Below are 15,271 nucleotides of genomic sequence, written 5' to 3' on the forward strand. Positions count from 1 at the left end.
GTCGTGGACAAGGATATTTGATCGCAGCAGGCGATCCAAGCGCCATCGGCAATTGCCGCCCTACCCGGCGCCTGCTACTGCGAGGGCCTTTCATCACGAACGGAGGATTTCCATGAAACATCATGCTTTTGGCCGCCTGCCCTTTACCGTCACCGATGTGGGCTTCGGCGCCTGGCAGATCGGCGGCTCCTGGGGCGATGTCAGCGAAGCGGACGGCCGCGCTGCCTTGAATGCCGCGCTCGACGCCGGCATGACCTTCATCGATACCGCCGACGTCTATGGCGACGGCCGTTCCGAAAAGATCATTGCCGAAGTGCTGAAGGCGCGCGGCGGTGAACGCCCGATGGTCGCGACCAAGGCCGGCCGCCGTCTGAACCCGCATGTCGCTGATGGCTACACCAAGGCCAATCTGGAAGGCTTCATCGACCGCAGCCTGAAAAACCTGCAGGTCGACAGCCTCGATCTCGTGCAGCTCCACTGCCCGCCGACGGAAGTGCTCTATCGCCCGGAAGTCTTCGCAGGTCTGGACGAGCTGCAGAAGGCCGGCAAGATCAAGGGCTACGGCGTCAGCGTCGAGAAGGTCGAGGAAGCACTGAAAGCGATCGAATATCCCGGCGTCGTCAGCATCCAGATCATCTACAACATCTTCCGCCAGCGTCCCGATCATCTGTTCTTCAGCGAAGCCCGCCGCAAGAACGTGGCGATCATCGCCCGCGTGCCGCTCGCCAGCGGCCTGCTCTCCGGCAAGATCACCCGCGACACGAAGTTCGCAAGCGACGACCACCGCAACTTCAACCGAAATGGCGAAGCCTTCGATGTCGGCGAGACCTTCTCGGGCGTGCCCTTCGAGGTCGGCCTGCAGGCCGTCGAGGAAGTACGCAAACTGGTGCCGGCGGGTGCGAGCATGGCCGCCTTTGCGCTGCGCTGGATCCTGATGGCAGAGGCCGTCACGGTCGTCATCCCCGGCGCACGCAATGCCGAGCAGGCCAAGGCCAATGCGGCCGCCGCCGATCTTGCGCCGCTCTCGGCTGACGTCATGGCGGCGACACGCGAGATTTACAAGCGACTGATCGCACCGCATGTCCATCAGCGCTGGTAGGCCCTGACTGATTGCTCAGGCCCGGCCGGCCAAGACGGCCGGGCCTGATCTATCCATCCGGCCCGTGCTGGATCACACCGTTACGACAATCTTGCCGAACTGCTCGTTCGATTCCAGGAAGCGGTGCGCCTCGACGATCTGCTCGAAGGGGAATGTCCTTGATATGACGGGTTTGAGAGCACCGGATGCGAACCCTTCCAGAATAAACCGCTTTGCCGCGTCCAGCCGGGCCGGATCGCGGGTGATTTCGTGAACGAGATAGCCGCGCAGCGTCAGACATTTTCCGAGCACGGCAGGCAGAGGAAAGGGCGTCGGCGCCGAGCTCAGTCCGCCATATTCGATGAGAATGCCGCCCGATGACATTGCTGCCGTCAGCGGTCCGAAGATCGGGCCTGCCACGGCGTCGAAGACGACCCGCACACCGTCCGCCCCGGCGATTTCCCTCAGCCGCATTTCAAGGTCCTCCTCCTGCGATGCAATGACATGCGCGGCACCGACATCCTGCAATGACTGACGTTTCGCCGCGGTCCTCGTGATCGCGATCGGCGTGGCACCCACCATGTTGACGATCTGGATCGCAGCAAGCCCCACGCTGCTCGATGCCGCGGTAACGGCAATGAAATCACCCTTCTGCAGCCGAGCAATATCGATAAGAGCGCCATAGGCCGTGAGATATTGCATCCAAATCGCGGCTGCCGCCACCCAGGAGAGCGACGGCGGGTGCCTGACTACGTATTCAGCGGGAAATGCGACCAGTTCGCCATAAGCCGGTGTGCGCACCATGGAGATCGGCGGAATGATGCTGACGCCGTCACCCGGCGCAAAGCCATCCACGCCCTCGCCTACCGCCTCGACGATGCCGGCCGCTTCGAGGCCCAGCCCAGATGGCAAAGGCGCAGTCTCGATGTAGTTGCCGGACCGGAGCAGCGCCTCGGCTCTGTTGATGCCCAGCGCCTTGACGCGGATTTGAACCTGCCCCGGCCCGGGTGCCGGTACATTTACATCCTCGATGCGAAGAACCTCGGGACCACCCAGCTCGTGAAAGCGGATTATGCGTGCCATTTCCATCGACTCCAAAACAATTGAACCGAATGAGCTATGACAAGCGGACGACAGAAGATAAATTCGCCAGAAAGCAAGACAGAAGAAACTATGGGTTTGCAATATGGATCGTCTCACCAGCATGACCGTCTTCGTGAAGGCCGTGGATCTGGGCTCATTTGCGGCAGCGGCAGCAGCACTCGGCCTATCTGGCCCCATGGTCGGCAAGCACATCCGCTTTCTGGAAGAGCGATTGGGGGTCAGCCTTATCAGCCGGACGACACGCCGCCAGAGCCTGACGGATTTTGGGCGCGCCTATTATGAGCGCTGTCGGATGATCCTTGCCGAGACGGAGGCGGCGGATGCGCTCGCGATCGATCATCTTTCCGAACCATGCGGCAAGCTGCGTGTCACCATGCCCGTGCATTTTGGGCGTCATTGCGTGCTTCCGGTTCTGATCGAGCTTGCAAAGCGATATCCGAACCTCGAACTCGATCTGTCGCTCAGCGATCCCATTACCGATCTCGCCGATGACGGTTACGATCTCGCGATCCGGACCGGCGAACTGGCAGACAGGTCAGGCATTATCGCGCGCCGCGTCGCGCGCCAGCGCATGGTGGTCTGCGCCTCAGCGAGCTATCTCGATGCGCATGGTAGACCTGAGCAGATCGAAGATATCGGCAGGCACAATGCGATCATCTACGCACGCTCTGCCCGCTTCAGCCCATGGCTCTTCCCGCATGGCGACCAGCCTCCGGTGGAAGTTCGGCCGAACAGCCGATTGCGGCTCGATGATCTCGATGCAATTGCAGATGCGGCAACGGCCGGCATGGGGCTTGCCTGGCTGCCTTACTGGCTCATCCGCGACCGCGTGCAGGCTGGAGCGCTGGAAGTGCTGCTGCCGGGTCAGCCGGAGTTTCTCTATGACTGCCATGCGCTTTGGCTGCAGACACCGCACCTGCCGCTCAGGATCCGTCTTGCCGTCGACGCATTGGCGGCCGCACTGCCCAAATTCATGGTCTAGGTCCGTCGGGTCGTCAGTGTGATTGAGCCAAAGAAAAGGCCGGGCAAAACCCGGCCTTTCCATTTCGCGGGAATGCGAACTCAGTTCGTAGCGGTCAGGTTGACCGGGAAGAACAGGGTTTCGCCCGAGGAGTCGCTCACACCGTCATTGTCGGTCACAGCATAGGCCTTGCCTGATGCGTCGAAGGCGAAACCTTCCAGCTTGTCGAGAACATAGCCATTGGTGGCCGACTTCAGGTCGCCGATGAAATCATGGGCTTCCGTCTTCTTGACGACCGGCAGTTCGGCCCCGAGCTTGCCGGGCTTCAGGTCGGAGATTGCGACCTTATAGAGCTTCTTCAGCTTGGCCGCATCGCCGACGAGGTTGTCGCGCTCGATGATGTAGACGCTGTCGCCCTGAGCGGTGATTTCGGAGAGGCCGACCCAGCCGCTCTCGGTCTTATCAAGCGGATAGCGGACGCCGCCCCATTCCTTCTTCTTGGGGTTATAGGAGAGGAGCTTCACAAAGCCCTTCTCGTCGTCGTTCCACTCGCGCTGAACGGCCATCCACAGCGTTGTATCGTCGCCGGTACCGATGATCGTGACACCTTCGAAGCCGTAGCGGATTTCGTTGGCGAGCAACTCCTTCGGCAGGGCGATCTCGGTCTTGATGTCGCCCTTGGCGGTAACATTGTAGAGCGCATGCGGAACCAGGCGCTCGGTATAGCCTTCCGAAGCCAGCCAGAAGGAGCCGTCGGCGGCAACAGCGATGCCTTCGATATCGAGCTTCTGAGCCGGAGCGCCGTCACGCTTGACGACCAGCGCATCGGTGATGACGGCCGGCTTCTTGGTGGCGTCGATCGTGTAGATCGTCGGCTGCGAACCGAGGACGCTGTCGCTGACGGCGTAGAGCATGCCCGGCTTGCCCGGAACGGCGGCGAGGCCCGAAAGGGCTGCAAAGCCGATCGGATTGCCGTCCTTCTCGGCGGAGACAATGTGCGGATAGGCCTTCTCGCCTTCGCGGCGCTCGTAGATCATCACGTGCGAACGCGCACCGCCGTCTTTGCCGAGGTCGAGTTCATTGGCGGTCGCAAGCAGGTTACGCTGCGGAATGGCGATCGCGCCTTCCGGAGAAATACCCGACGGCAGGATCTGCAGCAGTTCCGGATCGGCGCCCGTGTCCTTGTAGACGCCGACGACGGAAGCGCGCTCGGCGAGCAGGAAGAACAGGTTGTCAGTGCCGAACTTGGCCGCTTCGAGACCTTCCGGCTCGACGCCCTTCGACGAGGAGCGGCTTTCCGGATAGTGGCCGAGCGCGGCGACGGCACGCTCGAAGGAGCTGCCGGATTCGAAGAGGACCTTGCCGGTCTTGTCGAAGATGGTGAAGCCGCGCGAACCGCCTTCATAATCGCCTTCGTTGGCGACGACGAGACGGTTGTCGTCCAGCCACTTCACAGCGTCGGGCTCGCGATGGACGCCCTTCTTCTCGCCGGTAAATTTCAGGGCGCCGTCACGCTTGGTGTCGATGCCGGTGAGATCAACGGTGCCGGCGGTGAAATGCGTCTTCACCGTGCCGGTCGCGCCGTCGAGGATGATGATCTCGTTATTTTCCTGCAGGGTCAGGGCGATTTCGTTCTGGCTGTTGAAGGCAACGAATTCCGGCTCCGGATCCTCGGGTGCAACGCCGGCGAGACCGGCCAGGGCAACGTGCTTGATTGTGCCACAATCGACGGTACCGTCGGTCTTGACCTGGAAGACGACGAGGTCGCCTGCCGGCATCTGCGGGATCTTGCCGTCGTTGACATCTTCGTCGCGCTCGTTTTCGATCGCGATAGTGCCGAGCGTCCTATCCTTGTTGAGGGCGATCGAATCAGGCTGGCCGCCGAGATCGCAGGTGGCATCGATCTTCTTACCGGCGATATCGACGATCGCCAGACGGCCTGACGGCTTCTGCTTGCTTTCGCCGGTGTTGACGGCGACGAGCGCCTTGCCGGCTGCAGTCGTGACCGAGGTCGGTTCACCGTCCATCATCAGCGCGCCGCCGGCCTTGGGCGCTTTGGCATCGGTGATGTCGATGAAGCCAATCGCGCCGAGCGGACTGTCGCTGTAGATCAGCGTGTTACCATCCTGCGAAGCGGTAATGATTTCGGCCGAGGTGGCCGAAAGCTTGTCCTTGTCAGCCGGCAGGTTGGTCGCGACCGGGAAAGAGGCGATGCGGTTGAAAACCGGCTCGGCCGCTGCCGGGAAGGCAACGGATGCAAAAAGCATGGCAGCGAGCGCTGCCTTGCGCGAAGACAATGTCATTGAAAATCCCCCAATGTCGAAAAAATCGAACAGAGGTTTTTTGCGGGACTGCCATGACAGACACATGACAGCCTGCGACATTTTGTACGGTTTGCGTCAGGCCGCCTGCCGTTCGCGACGCATCTCGCTGCGCATGATGAAGAGCGACGCGGCGAGGATAAGCGCAGCGCCGAGCCACAGATAACCAGCCGGCGCATAGCCGAAGAAAAGCCAGCCGGCGAGCACGTTCAGCGGCAGCTTCAGGTCGTCGAAAGGCTGCACATAGGCAGCGTCGGCACTGGCATAGGCGAGCGTCAGCAGATATTGCGCCACGACCGTCAGGAGGCCTGCCAGAAGGAAGAGAGCAAGTGCGGCGCCCGTCGGCACCACAAAGCCCGCCGCGAGCGCCAGGCCGCCATTGATCGGCGTCAGCAGCACCAGCAGCCACACGGTGATCGTCTCCGGCTTCTCAATGCCGGTCAGGCTCTTGGTGATGAGCGAAGAGGCGCCCCAAAGCAGGGCCGAGATAACAGGCAGAAGTGCTGCCCAGGTGAAGCTGTCCGACCATGGCTGGAGGATGATCATGGCGCCGATAAAGCCGACACCTGTCGCCATCCAGCGAGTGGGGCCAACACGCTCGCCGAGGAAAAGGCGTGCGCCGAGAATGATGAAGAAGGGCGAGGTCATGACGAGTGCGATCGCCTGCCAGATCGGCACGGAGGCGAGGCCGGAGACCCAAGCCTCGACGCCGAGCGCGGCAAGGACGACACGCACGATATGCCGCCAGGGATAATCCGTGCGCATGGCAGAAAGGCCAACCTTGCGCAGGAAGGGCAAGGAGAAAAGGAAGGCGAAGCCATATTGCCAGAAGGCTGCGGAGGCCGCCGGGAAGGCAAGCTTCATCGTGAGCCATTGGGTGACGACATTGAGGAGCGAGAAGACGACGCCTCCAAGCACCATGAAGGCTGCACCGGCGAAGGCGCGGGAGTGCGAAACTGCAAGGGAATTCTGATTCATGTCTTCCATCCGGAATAGGGACCAAACATAAATCAGGACGCATGAGGCTACAGAACGCAGACGCCGACAGATCCCTGCCCGCGCGCGGCCATGCTCATTCTCTTTCATCCGGACTCTAACCGTCGGCTCCGGAATCACACCGGATCTGCTGACCCTTCCCAAACCAAGGCTTGAGAAGGCGCTCGCGGGCTCAGGCCGTAGCCCTTACCGCCGGTGGGGACTTTCACCCCGCCCTGAGAACATCACCGTCGTAAGACAAAGCGCTGCATGCCGCAAGCGGCGAAAACAAAAAGGGGTCCGGCGATGCCGAACCCCCCTCGAAATCCTGCGCGACCGTTCTCGTTTACGGCCGGCGGACAATCTCGTATCAGCCGTTGACGGCGTCCTTCAGGCCCTTGCCGGGCGTGAACTTCGGCACGTTGCGTGCCGGAATGTCAACTTCGGCGCCGGTCGACGGGTTGCGACCCTTCGTGGCAGCGCGATGAGAAACCGTGAAGCTGCCGAAGCCAGCGAGACGGATGTCGCCCTTGTTCTTCAGCTCGGCCTGCACAACATCAAAAACTGCGTCTACGGCAGATGCTGCGTCAGACTTCGTCAGTCCAGCCTTTTCGGCTACTGCGGACACGAGTTCATTCTTGTTCATGTTTCCACCCCTTTCTAAATGGTTTGAAACAACTCAATCTGTAAGCTAGGCGCAGAAATCGCTTTCATCAGGCCCGCCGAGAACCCAAAAACCCTGCAAATCAAGGAAAAGCAAGCGTCTACATGACGTTTTCACAAAAAAGGCCGGCGTTTCCGCCGGCCTTTTTCAGGATTTGCAACAATTGGGCATAAATGTGGCCGCCAAAGCTCAATGAGCGATGGCTGCACCTGCATCATCGAGCCCTTCGACAGTCGCGATGACGGGCGTTTCCACCGTGCCATCCCACTCGATCGGCTCGGGACGACGGACCAGCGCATGCTTGATCACTTCGCCCATGCGGGAGACCGGAATGATCTCCATGTTGTTCTTCACGTTGTCCGGAATCTCTGCCAGATCCTTGGCATTCTCTTCCGGAATCAGCACCTTCTTGATGCCGCCGCGCAATGCGGCCAGCAGCTTTTCCTTCAGGCCGCCGATCGGCAGGACACGGCCGCGCAGGGTGATTTCACCCGTCATTGCCACATCCTTGTTGACCGGAATGCCAGTCATGATCGAGACGATCGCGGTTGCCATCGCGACACCTGCAGACGGACCATCCTTCGGCGTTGCGCCTTCCGGCACGTGCACATGGATGTCGCTCTTGTCGAAGAGCGGCGGCTGGATGCCGAAATCGACGGCGCGCGAGCGGACGTAAGACGCCGCTGCCGAGATCGATTCCTTCATCACTTCCTTCAGGTTGCCGGTGACGGTCATGCGGCCCTTGCCGGGCATCATGACGCCTTCGATCGTCAGCAACTCGCCGCCAACTTCCGTCCAGGCAAGACCCGTGACCACGCCGACCTGATCCTCACGCTCGGCTTCGCCGTGGCGGAAGCGCGGAACGCCAAGATAATCGTCGATATTCGCTGCCGTGACGTGAACCGACTTCGTCTTGCCCTTGATGATCTCTGTGACCGCCTTGCGGGCGAGCTTCATCAATTCGCGTTCGAAGTTACGGACACCGGCTTCGCGGGTATAATGCTGGCTGATCGCCATCAGGGCATCGTCGCTGACCGAGAATTCGCTCGGCTGCAGCGCATGTTCCTTGATGGCCTTCGGCAGCAGGTGCCGCTTGGCGATCTCGCGCTTTTCGTCTTCGGTGTAGCCGGCGATACGGATGATTTCCATGCGGTCCATCAGCGGAGCCGGGATGTTCAGCGTATTCGCCGTCGTGATAAACATCACGTCCGACAGGTCGTATTCGACTTCCAGGTAGTGGTCCATGAAGGTCGAGTTCTGAGCCGGATCGAGTACCTCGAGCAAAGCCGAAGACGGATCGCCGCGATAATCCTGGCCGAGCTTGTCGATCTCATCGAGCAAGAAGAGCGGGTTGGACTTCTTCGCCTTCTTCATCGACTGGATGACCTTGCCGGGCATCGAACCGATATAGGTGCGGCGGTGGCCGCGGATTTCGGCTTCGTCACGGACGCCACCGAGAGCCATGCGGACATATTCACGGCCGGTTGCCTTGGCAATCGACTGGGCGAGCGAGGTCTTACCGACGCCCGGAGGGCCGACCAAGCACAGGATGGGACCCTTGATCTTGGTGGCACGAGCCTGGACCGCCAGATACTCGACGATGCGCTCCTTGACCTTTTCGAGACCGAAGTGATCGGCTTCGAGGATCTTCTCGGCATTGTTGAGATCGGCCTTGATCTTCGACTTCTTGCCCCAGGGAATACCGAGCAGCCAGTCCAGATAGTTGCGCACGACGGTGGCTTCCGCCGACATCGGGCTCATCTGGCGCAGCTTCTTCAGCTCCGCATCGGCCTTTTCACGGGCTTCCTTGGACAGTTTGGTCTTGGCGATGCGCTCTTCCAGTTCGCTCATCTCGTCGCGGCCTTCCTCGCCGTCGCCGAGTTCCTTCTGGATCGCCTTCATCTGCTCATTSAGGTAGTATTCGCGCTGGGTCTTCTCCATCTGGCGCTTGACGCGCGAGCGGATGCGCTTTTCGACCTGCAGGACCGAGATTTCGCCTTCCATGAAGCCAAGCGCCTTTTCGAGGCGAGCCTTGACGCTGGTGGTTTCCAGCATCTCCTGCTTCTCGGTGATCTTGATCGACAGGTGCGAAGCAACCGTATCGGCGAGCTTCGAATAGTCGTCGATCTGGCTGGCCGCACCGACAACCTCGGGCGAAATCTTCTTGTTGAGCTTCACGTAGCTCTCGAATTCCGACACGACGGAACGCGACAAGGCTTCCAGTTCGACCGGATCGTCATGCGGCTCTTCGAGCACATGGCCGAGGGCTTCGTAGAAATCCTCGCGGCTCGTATAGGTATCGATCTCGGCGCGGGCACGGCCTTCGACCAGAACCTTTACGGTGCCGTCAGGCAGCTTCAGGAGCTGCAGCACGTTCGCAACCGTACCGACGCGATGGATCGCTGACGGGTCCGGATCATCATCGCTGGCGTTGATCTGGGTGACCAGCATGATCTGCTTGTCGGAACCCATGACCTCTTCGAGCGCGCGGATCGACTTTTCCCGTCCGACGAACAGCGGGACGATCATATGGGGGAATACCACGATGTCGCGCAGGGGGAGAACAGGATAGGCGGTGCTGGTGCTCGCTACAGACGTTTTCTTCGTCATTTTTATTCCTTTCCATCGTCCCGTTACCGGGCTCTTTGGCGCGGCCGCTTGGGACCGGCCGGCACTCTCACTTGTTGTTACAAGTGGAGGTTCTGACTACGCTTTTCAAGCCACGTTAACGCCCGCGTTCCACGGTTGTGACAGCTTTATTACATGGAACGCCAACACAATGAAGCGCCTATCTGGAGCGACGCTTACCATTTCCGAACCGCCTAAAATAACAACGCCAGCAACACGCTACGGAATCACAGCATCATTGCCAAGGGTCATCCTTTGCGCAATATCGGCGAAGGCTGTTTTCAACCTTGCCCGCAACTATTATCAGCGCCCGGCACCTGTTTTCAAATAGAAAGGGGCCTGCACAAGGCAAGCCCCTTAAAATAACGGTTCTCAGCTCAAGCTTCAGGCCGAAACGTTTGCCTTCTCGTCCTGGCGGTCGGCGTAGATATACAGCGGACGGGCCGAGCCGCGTGCGACCTCTTCGGAGATGACGACTTCACGAACGCCTTCCAGCGCCGGCAGTTCGAACATCGTGTCGAGCAGGATCTTTTCCATGATCGAACGCAGGCCACGAGCACCGGTCTTGCGGATGATCGCCTTGCGGGCGATTTCGCGCAGCGCGTCCTCGTGGAAGGACAGTTCCACGTCTTCCATCTCGAACAGGCGCTGRTACTGCTTGAYSARGGCGTTCTTCGGCTCGGWCAGGATCTKSAYCAGKGCRKCCTCATCGAGGTCTTCCAGSGTSGCSAKMACCGGCAGACGRCCGATGAATTCCGGGATSAGGCCGAACTTGACCAGGTCTTCCGGCTCTAGTTCGCGCAGCACTTCGCCGACGCGGCGGTCGTCCTGTGCCTTAACGGTCGCGCCGAAGCCGATCGAGGTCTTCTCGCCGCGAGCCGAAATGATCTTGTCGAGGCCAGCAAAGGCGCCGCCGCAGATGAACAGGATGTTCGTCGTGTCGACCTGCAGGAATTCCTGCTGCGGATGCTTGCGGCCGCCCTGCGGCGGTACGGAAGCAACCGTGCCTTCCATGATCTTCAGAAGCGCCTGCTGCACGCCCTCGCCCGATACGTCRCGGGTGATSGACGGGTTGTCGGACTTGCGGGAGATCTTGTCGACTTCGTCGATGTAGACAATGCCGCGCTGGGCGCGCTCGACATTGTAATCCGCAGCCTGCAGAAGCTTCAAAATGATGTTTTCGACATCTTCACCGACATAGCCGGCTTCCGTCAGCGTCGTCGCATCGGCCATCGTGAAGGGAACGTCGATGATGCGGGCGAGCGTCTGGGCAAGATAGGTCTTGCCGCAGCCGGTCGGGCCAACCAGCATGATGTTCGACTTCGCCAATTCGACGTCGCCGTTCTTGGAGGCGTGCGCGAGACGCTTGTAGTGGTTGTGAACGGCGACCGACAGGATCTTCTTCGCCTGACGCTGGCCGATGACATATTCGTCGAGGACCTTGATGATGTCCTGGGGCGTCGGGACGCCGTCACGGGACTTGACCATCGAGGACTTGTTCTCCTCGCGGATGATGTCCATGCACAACTCGACGCATTCATCGCAGATGAACACGGTCGGTCCGGCAATAAGCTTCCGGACTTCATGCTGGCTCTTTCCGCAGAAAGAACAATAGAGGGTGTTCTTACTGTCGCCGCCGTTGCTGCCGCTGACCTTGCTCATATCACTTTCCTTCCAGCACGCCGCATTTCGAACGCGAAATCACGGTCCACTCAATCAGCTCCCTGGCAGCACTCCCTACCCGGAGTTCCTGCCGACAAGGGCTTCAGGGGGTACGAACCGGGCCCAATCAATCATGTCCGGGTACCGGCGGCAACGAATTCCCCTTCGAATGCCGAATGCTATGTCACAAAAATTCAACATAGCATTAATAGTTACTATTAGCGTCTCCGCCGCCAGATGAAACCCCTTGTTCAATCACAAATGGGATAGAACTGTGGCGGCGAAAACACCATCCCTATTAATTACTAGGCCTGATCGCCTTCCATTTCGATGCGCGAGGTCAGAACCTTGTCGATGACGCCCCAGGTCTGGGCCTCGTCCGCATCCATGAAATGGTCGCGGTCAAGGGTCTTTTCGACTTCCTCATAGGTACGGCCCGTGTGCTTCACATACACCTCGTTGAGGCGGCGCTTCATCTTCAGGATGTCGCGGGCGTGGCGCTCGATGTCCGATGCCTGACCCTGGAAACCGCCCGAAGGCTGATGGACCATGATGCGTGAATTCGGCGTGGCGAAGCGCATGTCCTTGTGACCGGCGGCCAGAAGCAGCGAGCCCATGGAAGCGGCCTGACCGATGCAAAGCGTCGAAACGGCCGGCTTGATGAACTGCATCGTGTCGTAGATCGCCATGCCGGCAGTGACGACACCACCCGGCGAATTGATGTAGAGCGCGATTTCCTTCTTCGGGTTTTCGGCCTCGAGGAAGAGAAGCTGGGCGCAGACGAGTGTCGCCATATGGTCCTCGACAGGGCCCGTCAGGAAGATGATGCGTTCCTTGAGCAGGCGGGAATAGATGTCGTAGGAGCGTTCACCGCGATTGGTCTGTTCCACAACCATCGGCACGAGTGCCATAGCGGTATCGACTGGGTTTCTCATGTGCGTCCTTTTAACGTCTTTCCGGCGAAAGCCGGGAATCAAAGAAAAATGCCTTGTCCCTACATAGAGTGTCCCAGCCCCCCTCTTCAAGACACGCATAAGGATAACGTTAAGAAGCAGGCGCGACATATGGCTTTGACATTTCCCTATCCCGTTTCTCCCAAACGCTTGTTAACGGCGAGGCCAGACCTTTGGCTCTCACAGTTATTCTCTGCGACAGGATGAAGGAAGGCTTACCGCGCCCGATGGATCTCACGGGTATTTACCGGGCGGAAAGCTTACCGGCAGATATCGACGAAATTGCCGAGCGCAGATCTGTGCCATTAATCAAACAGCGAGCTTCTTCGGCAAGGATGCGGCCAATTCTCAAGGGGTTGCTGCCGTGTTCAATGTCACTACAGGTCTGTCCATCTGGTGTTCCGAAGCCCTTACGCTGGCTCTGGTTCTGTTCGTGGCCTGGCGCCACGACCGGAAAAGCGGCGCCTACCTTTATTGGGGGCTCGGCTTCCTGTTCAGCGGCATCGGCTTTGCGCTGGTTGCGGTCCGCGGCGAAATCCCCGACCTGCTTTCCATCGAGATCGGCAATGCCATCGCCCTGCTCGGACAAAGTGCCTGGGTCGCCGGCTTCCTGGCGCTCGACCGCAAGAAGATGGAATGGTGGGCGCTTCTGCCGCCAGTAATCTGGCTTGCAGGCGTCTTCCTGCCGTGGATCAACGAGGATTATTCCAACCGCGTCATTCTCTACAATCTCGCCTCGGCGACCGGCGCCACTGCGCTTGCCATGGCGATAGCCGCCGGCGATATCCATCGCGAACGCACGCGCATCATGCTGATGGCCGTCTTTGTGCTGCAGGCCTTCCTCTGCTTCGGCGTGGCGCTGGCAATGGCGCTTATCCTGCCCTCGGATAAGCAGGCGACGAATTTCAGCGGCGGGGCCGCCATGGCCAGCGCCTTCCTGCTCACCATCGCCTTCGCGCTCACCTGCCGCCTCATCATGGAACGGTCGGAACGTCACCTGCGCTTCCTGACGCTGACGGATTCGCTGACGGGCGTGCTGAACCGCCGCGGCCTGCTCGGCTATTTCGACAAGATCCAGGAAAAGGCACATGACGAGCAGCACCAGGTCGGTGTCATCCTCTTTGACCTCGACCATTTCAAGCGCGTCAACGACCGTTTCGGCCATCAGTCGGGCGATGCCGTCCTCACCGCCTTCGCCCGCCTTGCCCGTCAGTATATCCCGAACAATATCTTCGGCCGCATGGGCGGCGAAGAATTCGCGGCCTTCGTGACCGTCCGCGACCAGACGGAAGCCGAAGCGTTGGCGGAATCGATCCGCGCCGAATTCTGCCGCCTGCCGGTCAGCACGGGCGAGGCACTGATCCCCGCCACCGTCAGCGTCGGCATCGCGCTTTCCTCGGCGATCGAAGCCAATATCGACCGGCTGGTGTCGGCCGCCGACCGTGCGCTCTATTCGGCAAAAGCTGCCGGCCGTAACTGCACGGTCGTCTTCGGCGAGGAAGAAGCGGCGGCACCCGCGCCTGGCGAGCCGAACTCCCATGCCGGCGAACTCGTGCCGACGGTCGACGATCAGGTGGAAGCACTACGCCGCATGGGTGTACTTTCCCGCGCAGGCTGAGTGGCCATCTTTTCGAGGCAAGGCAAATCCGCTAAGCCTCTGCCCATGATGATACCGCCCTTCCTCAAGATCGATCCAGCCACCCGCCATGTGTCGCTCGACGGCAGCGACCCGGCCTTCTACGGCAACCCGAACGCGGTCTATGCCGCGCTCCATGCCCATTGTCCCACCTTCTACTGGGAACAGCAGAAGCAGTGGTTCGTCACCGGCTACGATCATGTGAACGGGCTGCTGCGCGACCGCCGGTTCGGCCGGCAGATCCTGCATATTGCCAGCCGCGAGGAGCTCGGCCTGCCCGAACCTGAACCGCACCTCGCCGCCTTCGATCTCGCCGAGCGCTATTCGCTGCTGGAGCTGGAGCCGCCGGAACACACGCGGCTGCGCACCCTCGTCAACCGCGCCTTCGTCTCGCGCCATGTCGAGAAGATGAAGCCGGAAATCGAAGAACTTACCAACAGGCTGATCGACGCCTTTGCCGACAAGGGCGAAGTCGAGCTGCTTTCGGCCTTTGCCGATATCATCCCGGTGACGATGATCGCCCGCATGATCGGCATTCCCGAGGAAATGGGGCCGCAGCTCCTCAAGTGGTCACATGCCTATGTGCGCATGTATATGTTCGGGCGCACCCGTGCAGACGAAGATGCTGCGGAGCAGGCGGCACGGGAATTTTCCGATTATGTGAAGACGGTCATTGCCGTGCGCCGGTCCGAACCGCGTGACGACCTGCTGACACATATGATCCATACCGAGCACAAGGGCCAGTACCTGACGGAAGACGAGCTCATCTCGACGACCATCGTGCTGCTCAATGCCGGCCATGAAGCGACGGTCCACCAGATCGGCAATTCGGTGCGCATCATTCTGGATAGCGGCTACAACCCGGCTGAGCTTTTCCGCGACGAAACCGCCACCGAGCGCACCGTCGAGGAGTCACTGCGCATCTGCGCGCCCGTCCACATCTTCCAGCGCTGGGCGCTCGAGCCCGCCGAGATCGACGGCATCGCGTTCAAGCGCGGCGACAAGGTGAGCATGATCCTGGCCGCCGCCAATCACGATCCAGCGAAATTCAGCGATCCCCTCACCTTCAAGCCCGACCGCAACGAGGCACCCAATCTCTCATTCGGCGCCGGCATCCATTTCTGCATCGGCGCGCCGCTGGCGCGGCTGGAGCTCAACGTCGTGCTGCCGATACTGTTCAAGCGCCTGCCGGGGCTCAAACTTGCCAAGACGCCCGTCGTCAAGGACGTCTACCACTTCCACGGGCTCGATCGCCTGGATCTCGTCTGGTAAGCCTTCATATCCGACAC

The 15,271-nt window shown here is 60.3% G+C and carries 12 protein-coding genes and 1 riboswitch; of the genes, 5 read left to right on the top strand and 7 right to left on the bottom strand.

The window, feature by feature from the left end; translation table 11 throughout:
- Nucleotides 1-112: 112 nt before the first annotated feature.
- Complete coding sequence (locus AC1DTN_RS21260; protein WP_310382960.1) at nt 113-1,099, top strand: aldo/keto reductase; 987 nt, start codon at nt 113-115, stop codon at nt 1,097-1,099.
- Nucleotides 1,100-1,171: 72 nt separating this feature from the next.
- Here the strand turns inward: AC1DTN_RS21260 and AC1DTN_RS21265 are convergent, their stop codons facing one another.
- Entirely contained in the window at nt 1,172-2,161 is a 990-nt protein-coding gene (locus AC1DTN_RS21265) for a zinc-dependent alcohol dehydrogenase family protein (RefSeq protein ID WP_113324479.1), read from the bottom strand.
- Nucleotides 2,162-2,264: 103 nt separating this feature from the next.
- On the opposite strand from AC1DTN_RS21265, the gene AC1DTN_RS21270 reads away from it, so the two are divergent.
- Nucleotides 2,265-3,164, top strand: a complete 900-nt coding sequence (locus AC1DTN_RS21270; RefSeq protein WP_113324449.1) for a LysR family transcriptional regulator — start codon at nt 2,265-2,267, stop codon at nt 3,162-3,164.
- Between the two features lie 80 nt (nt 3,165-3,244).
- Here the strand turns inward: AC1DTN_RS21270 and AC1DTN_RS21275 are convergent, their stop codons facing one another.
- From AC1DTN_RS21275 to lon, 4 genes are all read right to left on the bottom strand, one after another.
- Entirely contained in the window at nt 3,245-5,446 is a 2,202-nt protein-coding gene (locus tag AC1DTN_RS21275; protein WP_439014670.1) for an esterase-like activity of phytase family protein, read from the bottom strand.
- A 96-nt stretch (nt 5,447-5,542) separates the two neighbouring features.
- Nucleotides 5,543-6,451, bottom strand: coding sequence for a DMT family transporter (locus tag AC1DTN_RS21280; protein WP_439014669.1), 909 nt, complete (start codon nt 6,449-6,451; stop codon nt 5,543-5,545).
- An 83-nt stretch (nt 6,452-6,534) separates the two neighbouring features.
- Nucleotides 6,535-6,687, bottom strand: a riboswitch (FMN riboswitch).
- Between the two features lie 122 nt (nt 6,688-6,809).
- Nucleotides 6,810-7,085: a DNA-binding protein HupB gene (gene hupB / locus AC1DTN_RS21285; RefSeq protein WP_003558438.1), complete on the bottom strand. Its 276-nt coding sequence runs from the start codon at nt 7,083-7,085 to the stop codon at nt 6,810-6,812.
- A 207-nt stretch (nt 7,086-7,292) separates the two neighbouring features.
- Nucleotides 7,293-9,713 (bottom strand): endopeptidase La, encoded by a 2,421-nt coding sequence (lon, locus tag AC1DTN_RS21290; RefSeq protein WP_113324451.1) that lies wholly within the window; start codon nt 9,711-9,713, stop codon nt 7,293-7,295.
- Between lon and AC1DTN_RS21295 the strand changes: the two genes are divergently transcribed.
- Complete coding sequence (locus AC1DTN_RS21295) at nt 9,679-10,062, top strand: hypothetical protein (RefSeq protein ID WP_477922485.1); 384 nt, start codon at nt 9,679-9,681, stop codon at nt 10,060-10,062. The two genes, lon and AC1DTN_RS21295, sit on opposite strands and share 35 nt — an antisense overlap.
- Nucleotides 10,063-10,115: 53 nt before the next feature.
- Here the strand turns inward: AC1DTN_RS21295 and clpX are convergent, their stop codons facing one another.
- Together clpX and clpP are read right to left on the bottom strand one after the other, a co-directional pair.
- Nucleotides 10,116-11,393 (bottom strand): ATP-dependent Clp protease ATP-binding subunit ClpX, encoded by a 1,278-nt coding sequence (gene clpX, locus AC1DTN_RS21300; protein ID WP_477922487.1) that lies wholly within the window; start codon nt 11,391-11,393, stop codon nt 10,116-10,118.
- A 305-nt stretch (nt 11,394-11,698) separates the two neighbouring features.
- Nucleotides 11,699-12,328: an ATP-dependent Clp endopeptidase proteolytic subunit ClpP gene (gene clpP / locus AC1DTN_RS21305; protein ID WP_007819825.1), complete on the bottom strand. Its 630-nt coding sequence runs from the start codon at nt 12,326-12,328 to the stop codon at nt 11,699-11,701.
- Between the two features lie 382 nt (nt 12,329-12,710).
- On the opposite strand from clpP, the gene AC1DTN_RS21310 reads away from it, so the two are divergent.
- Together AC1DTN_RS21310 and AC1DTN_RS21315 are read left to right on the top strand one after the other, a co-directional pair.
- Nucleotides 12,711-13,964, top strand: coding sequence for a GGDEF domain-containing protein (locus AC1DTN_RS21310; protein WP_113324452.1), 1,254 nt, complete (start codon nt 12,711-12,713; stop codon nt 13,962-13,964).
- Between the two features lie 45 nt (nt 13,965-14,009).
- Complete coding sequence (locus AC1DTN_RS21315; RefSeq protein WP_113324453.1) at nt 14,010-15,254, top strand: cytochrome P450; 1,245 nt, start codon at nt 14,010-14,012, stop codon at nt 15,252-15,254.
- Nucleotides 15,255-15,271 lie beyond the last annotated feature (17 nt).

The sequence above is a fragment of the Rhizobium sp. 01T444 genome (assembly GCF_056398305.1).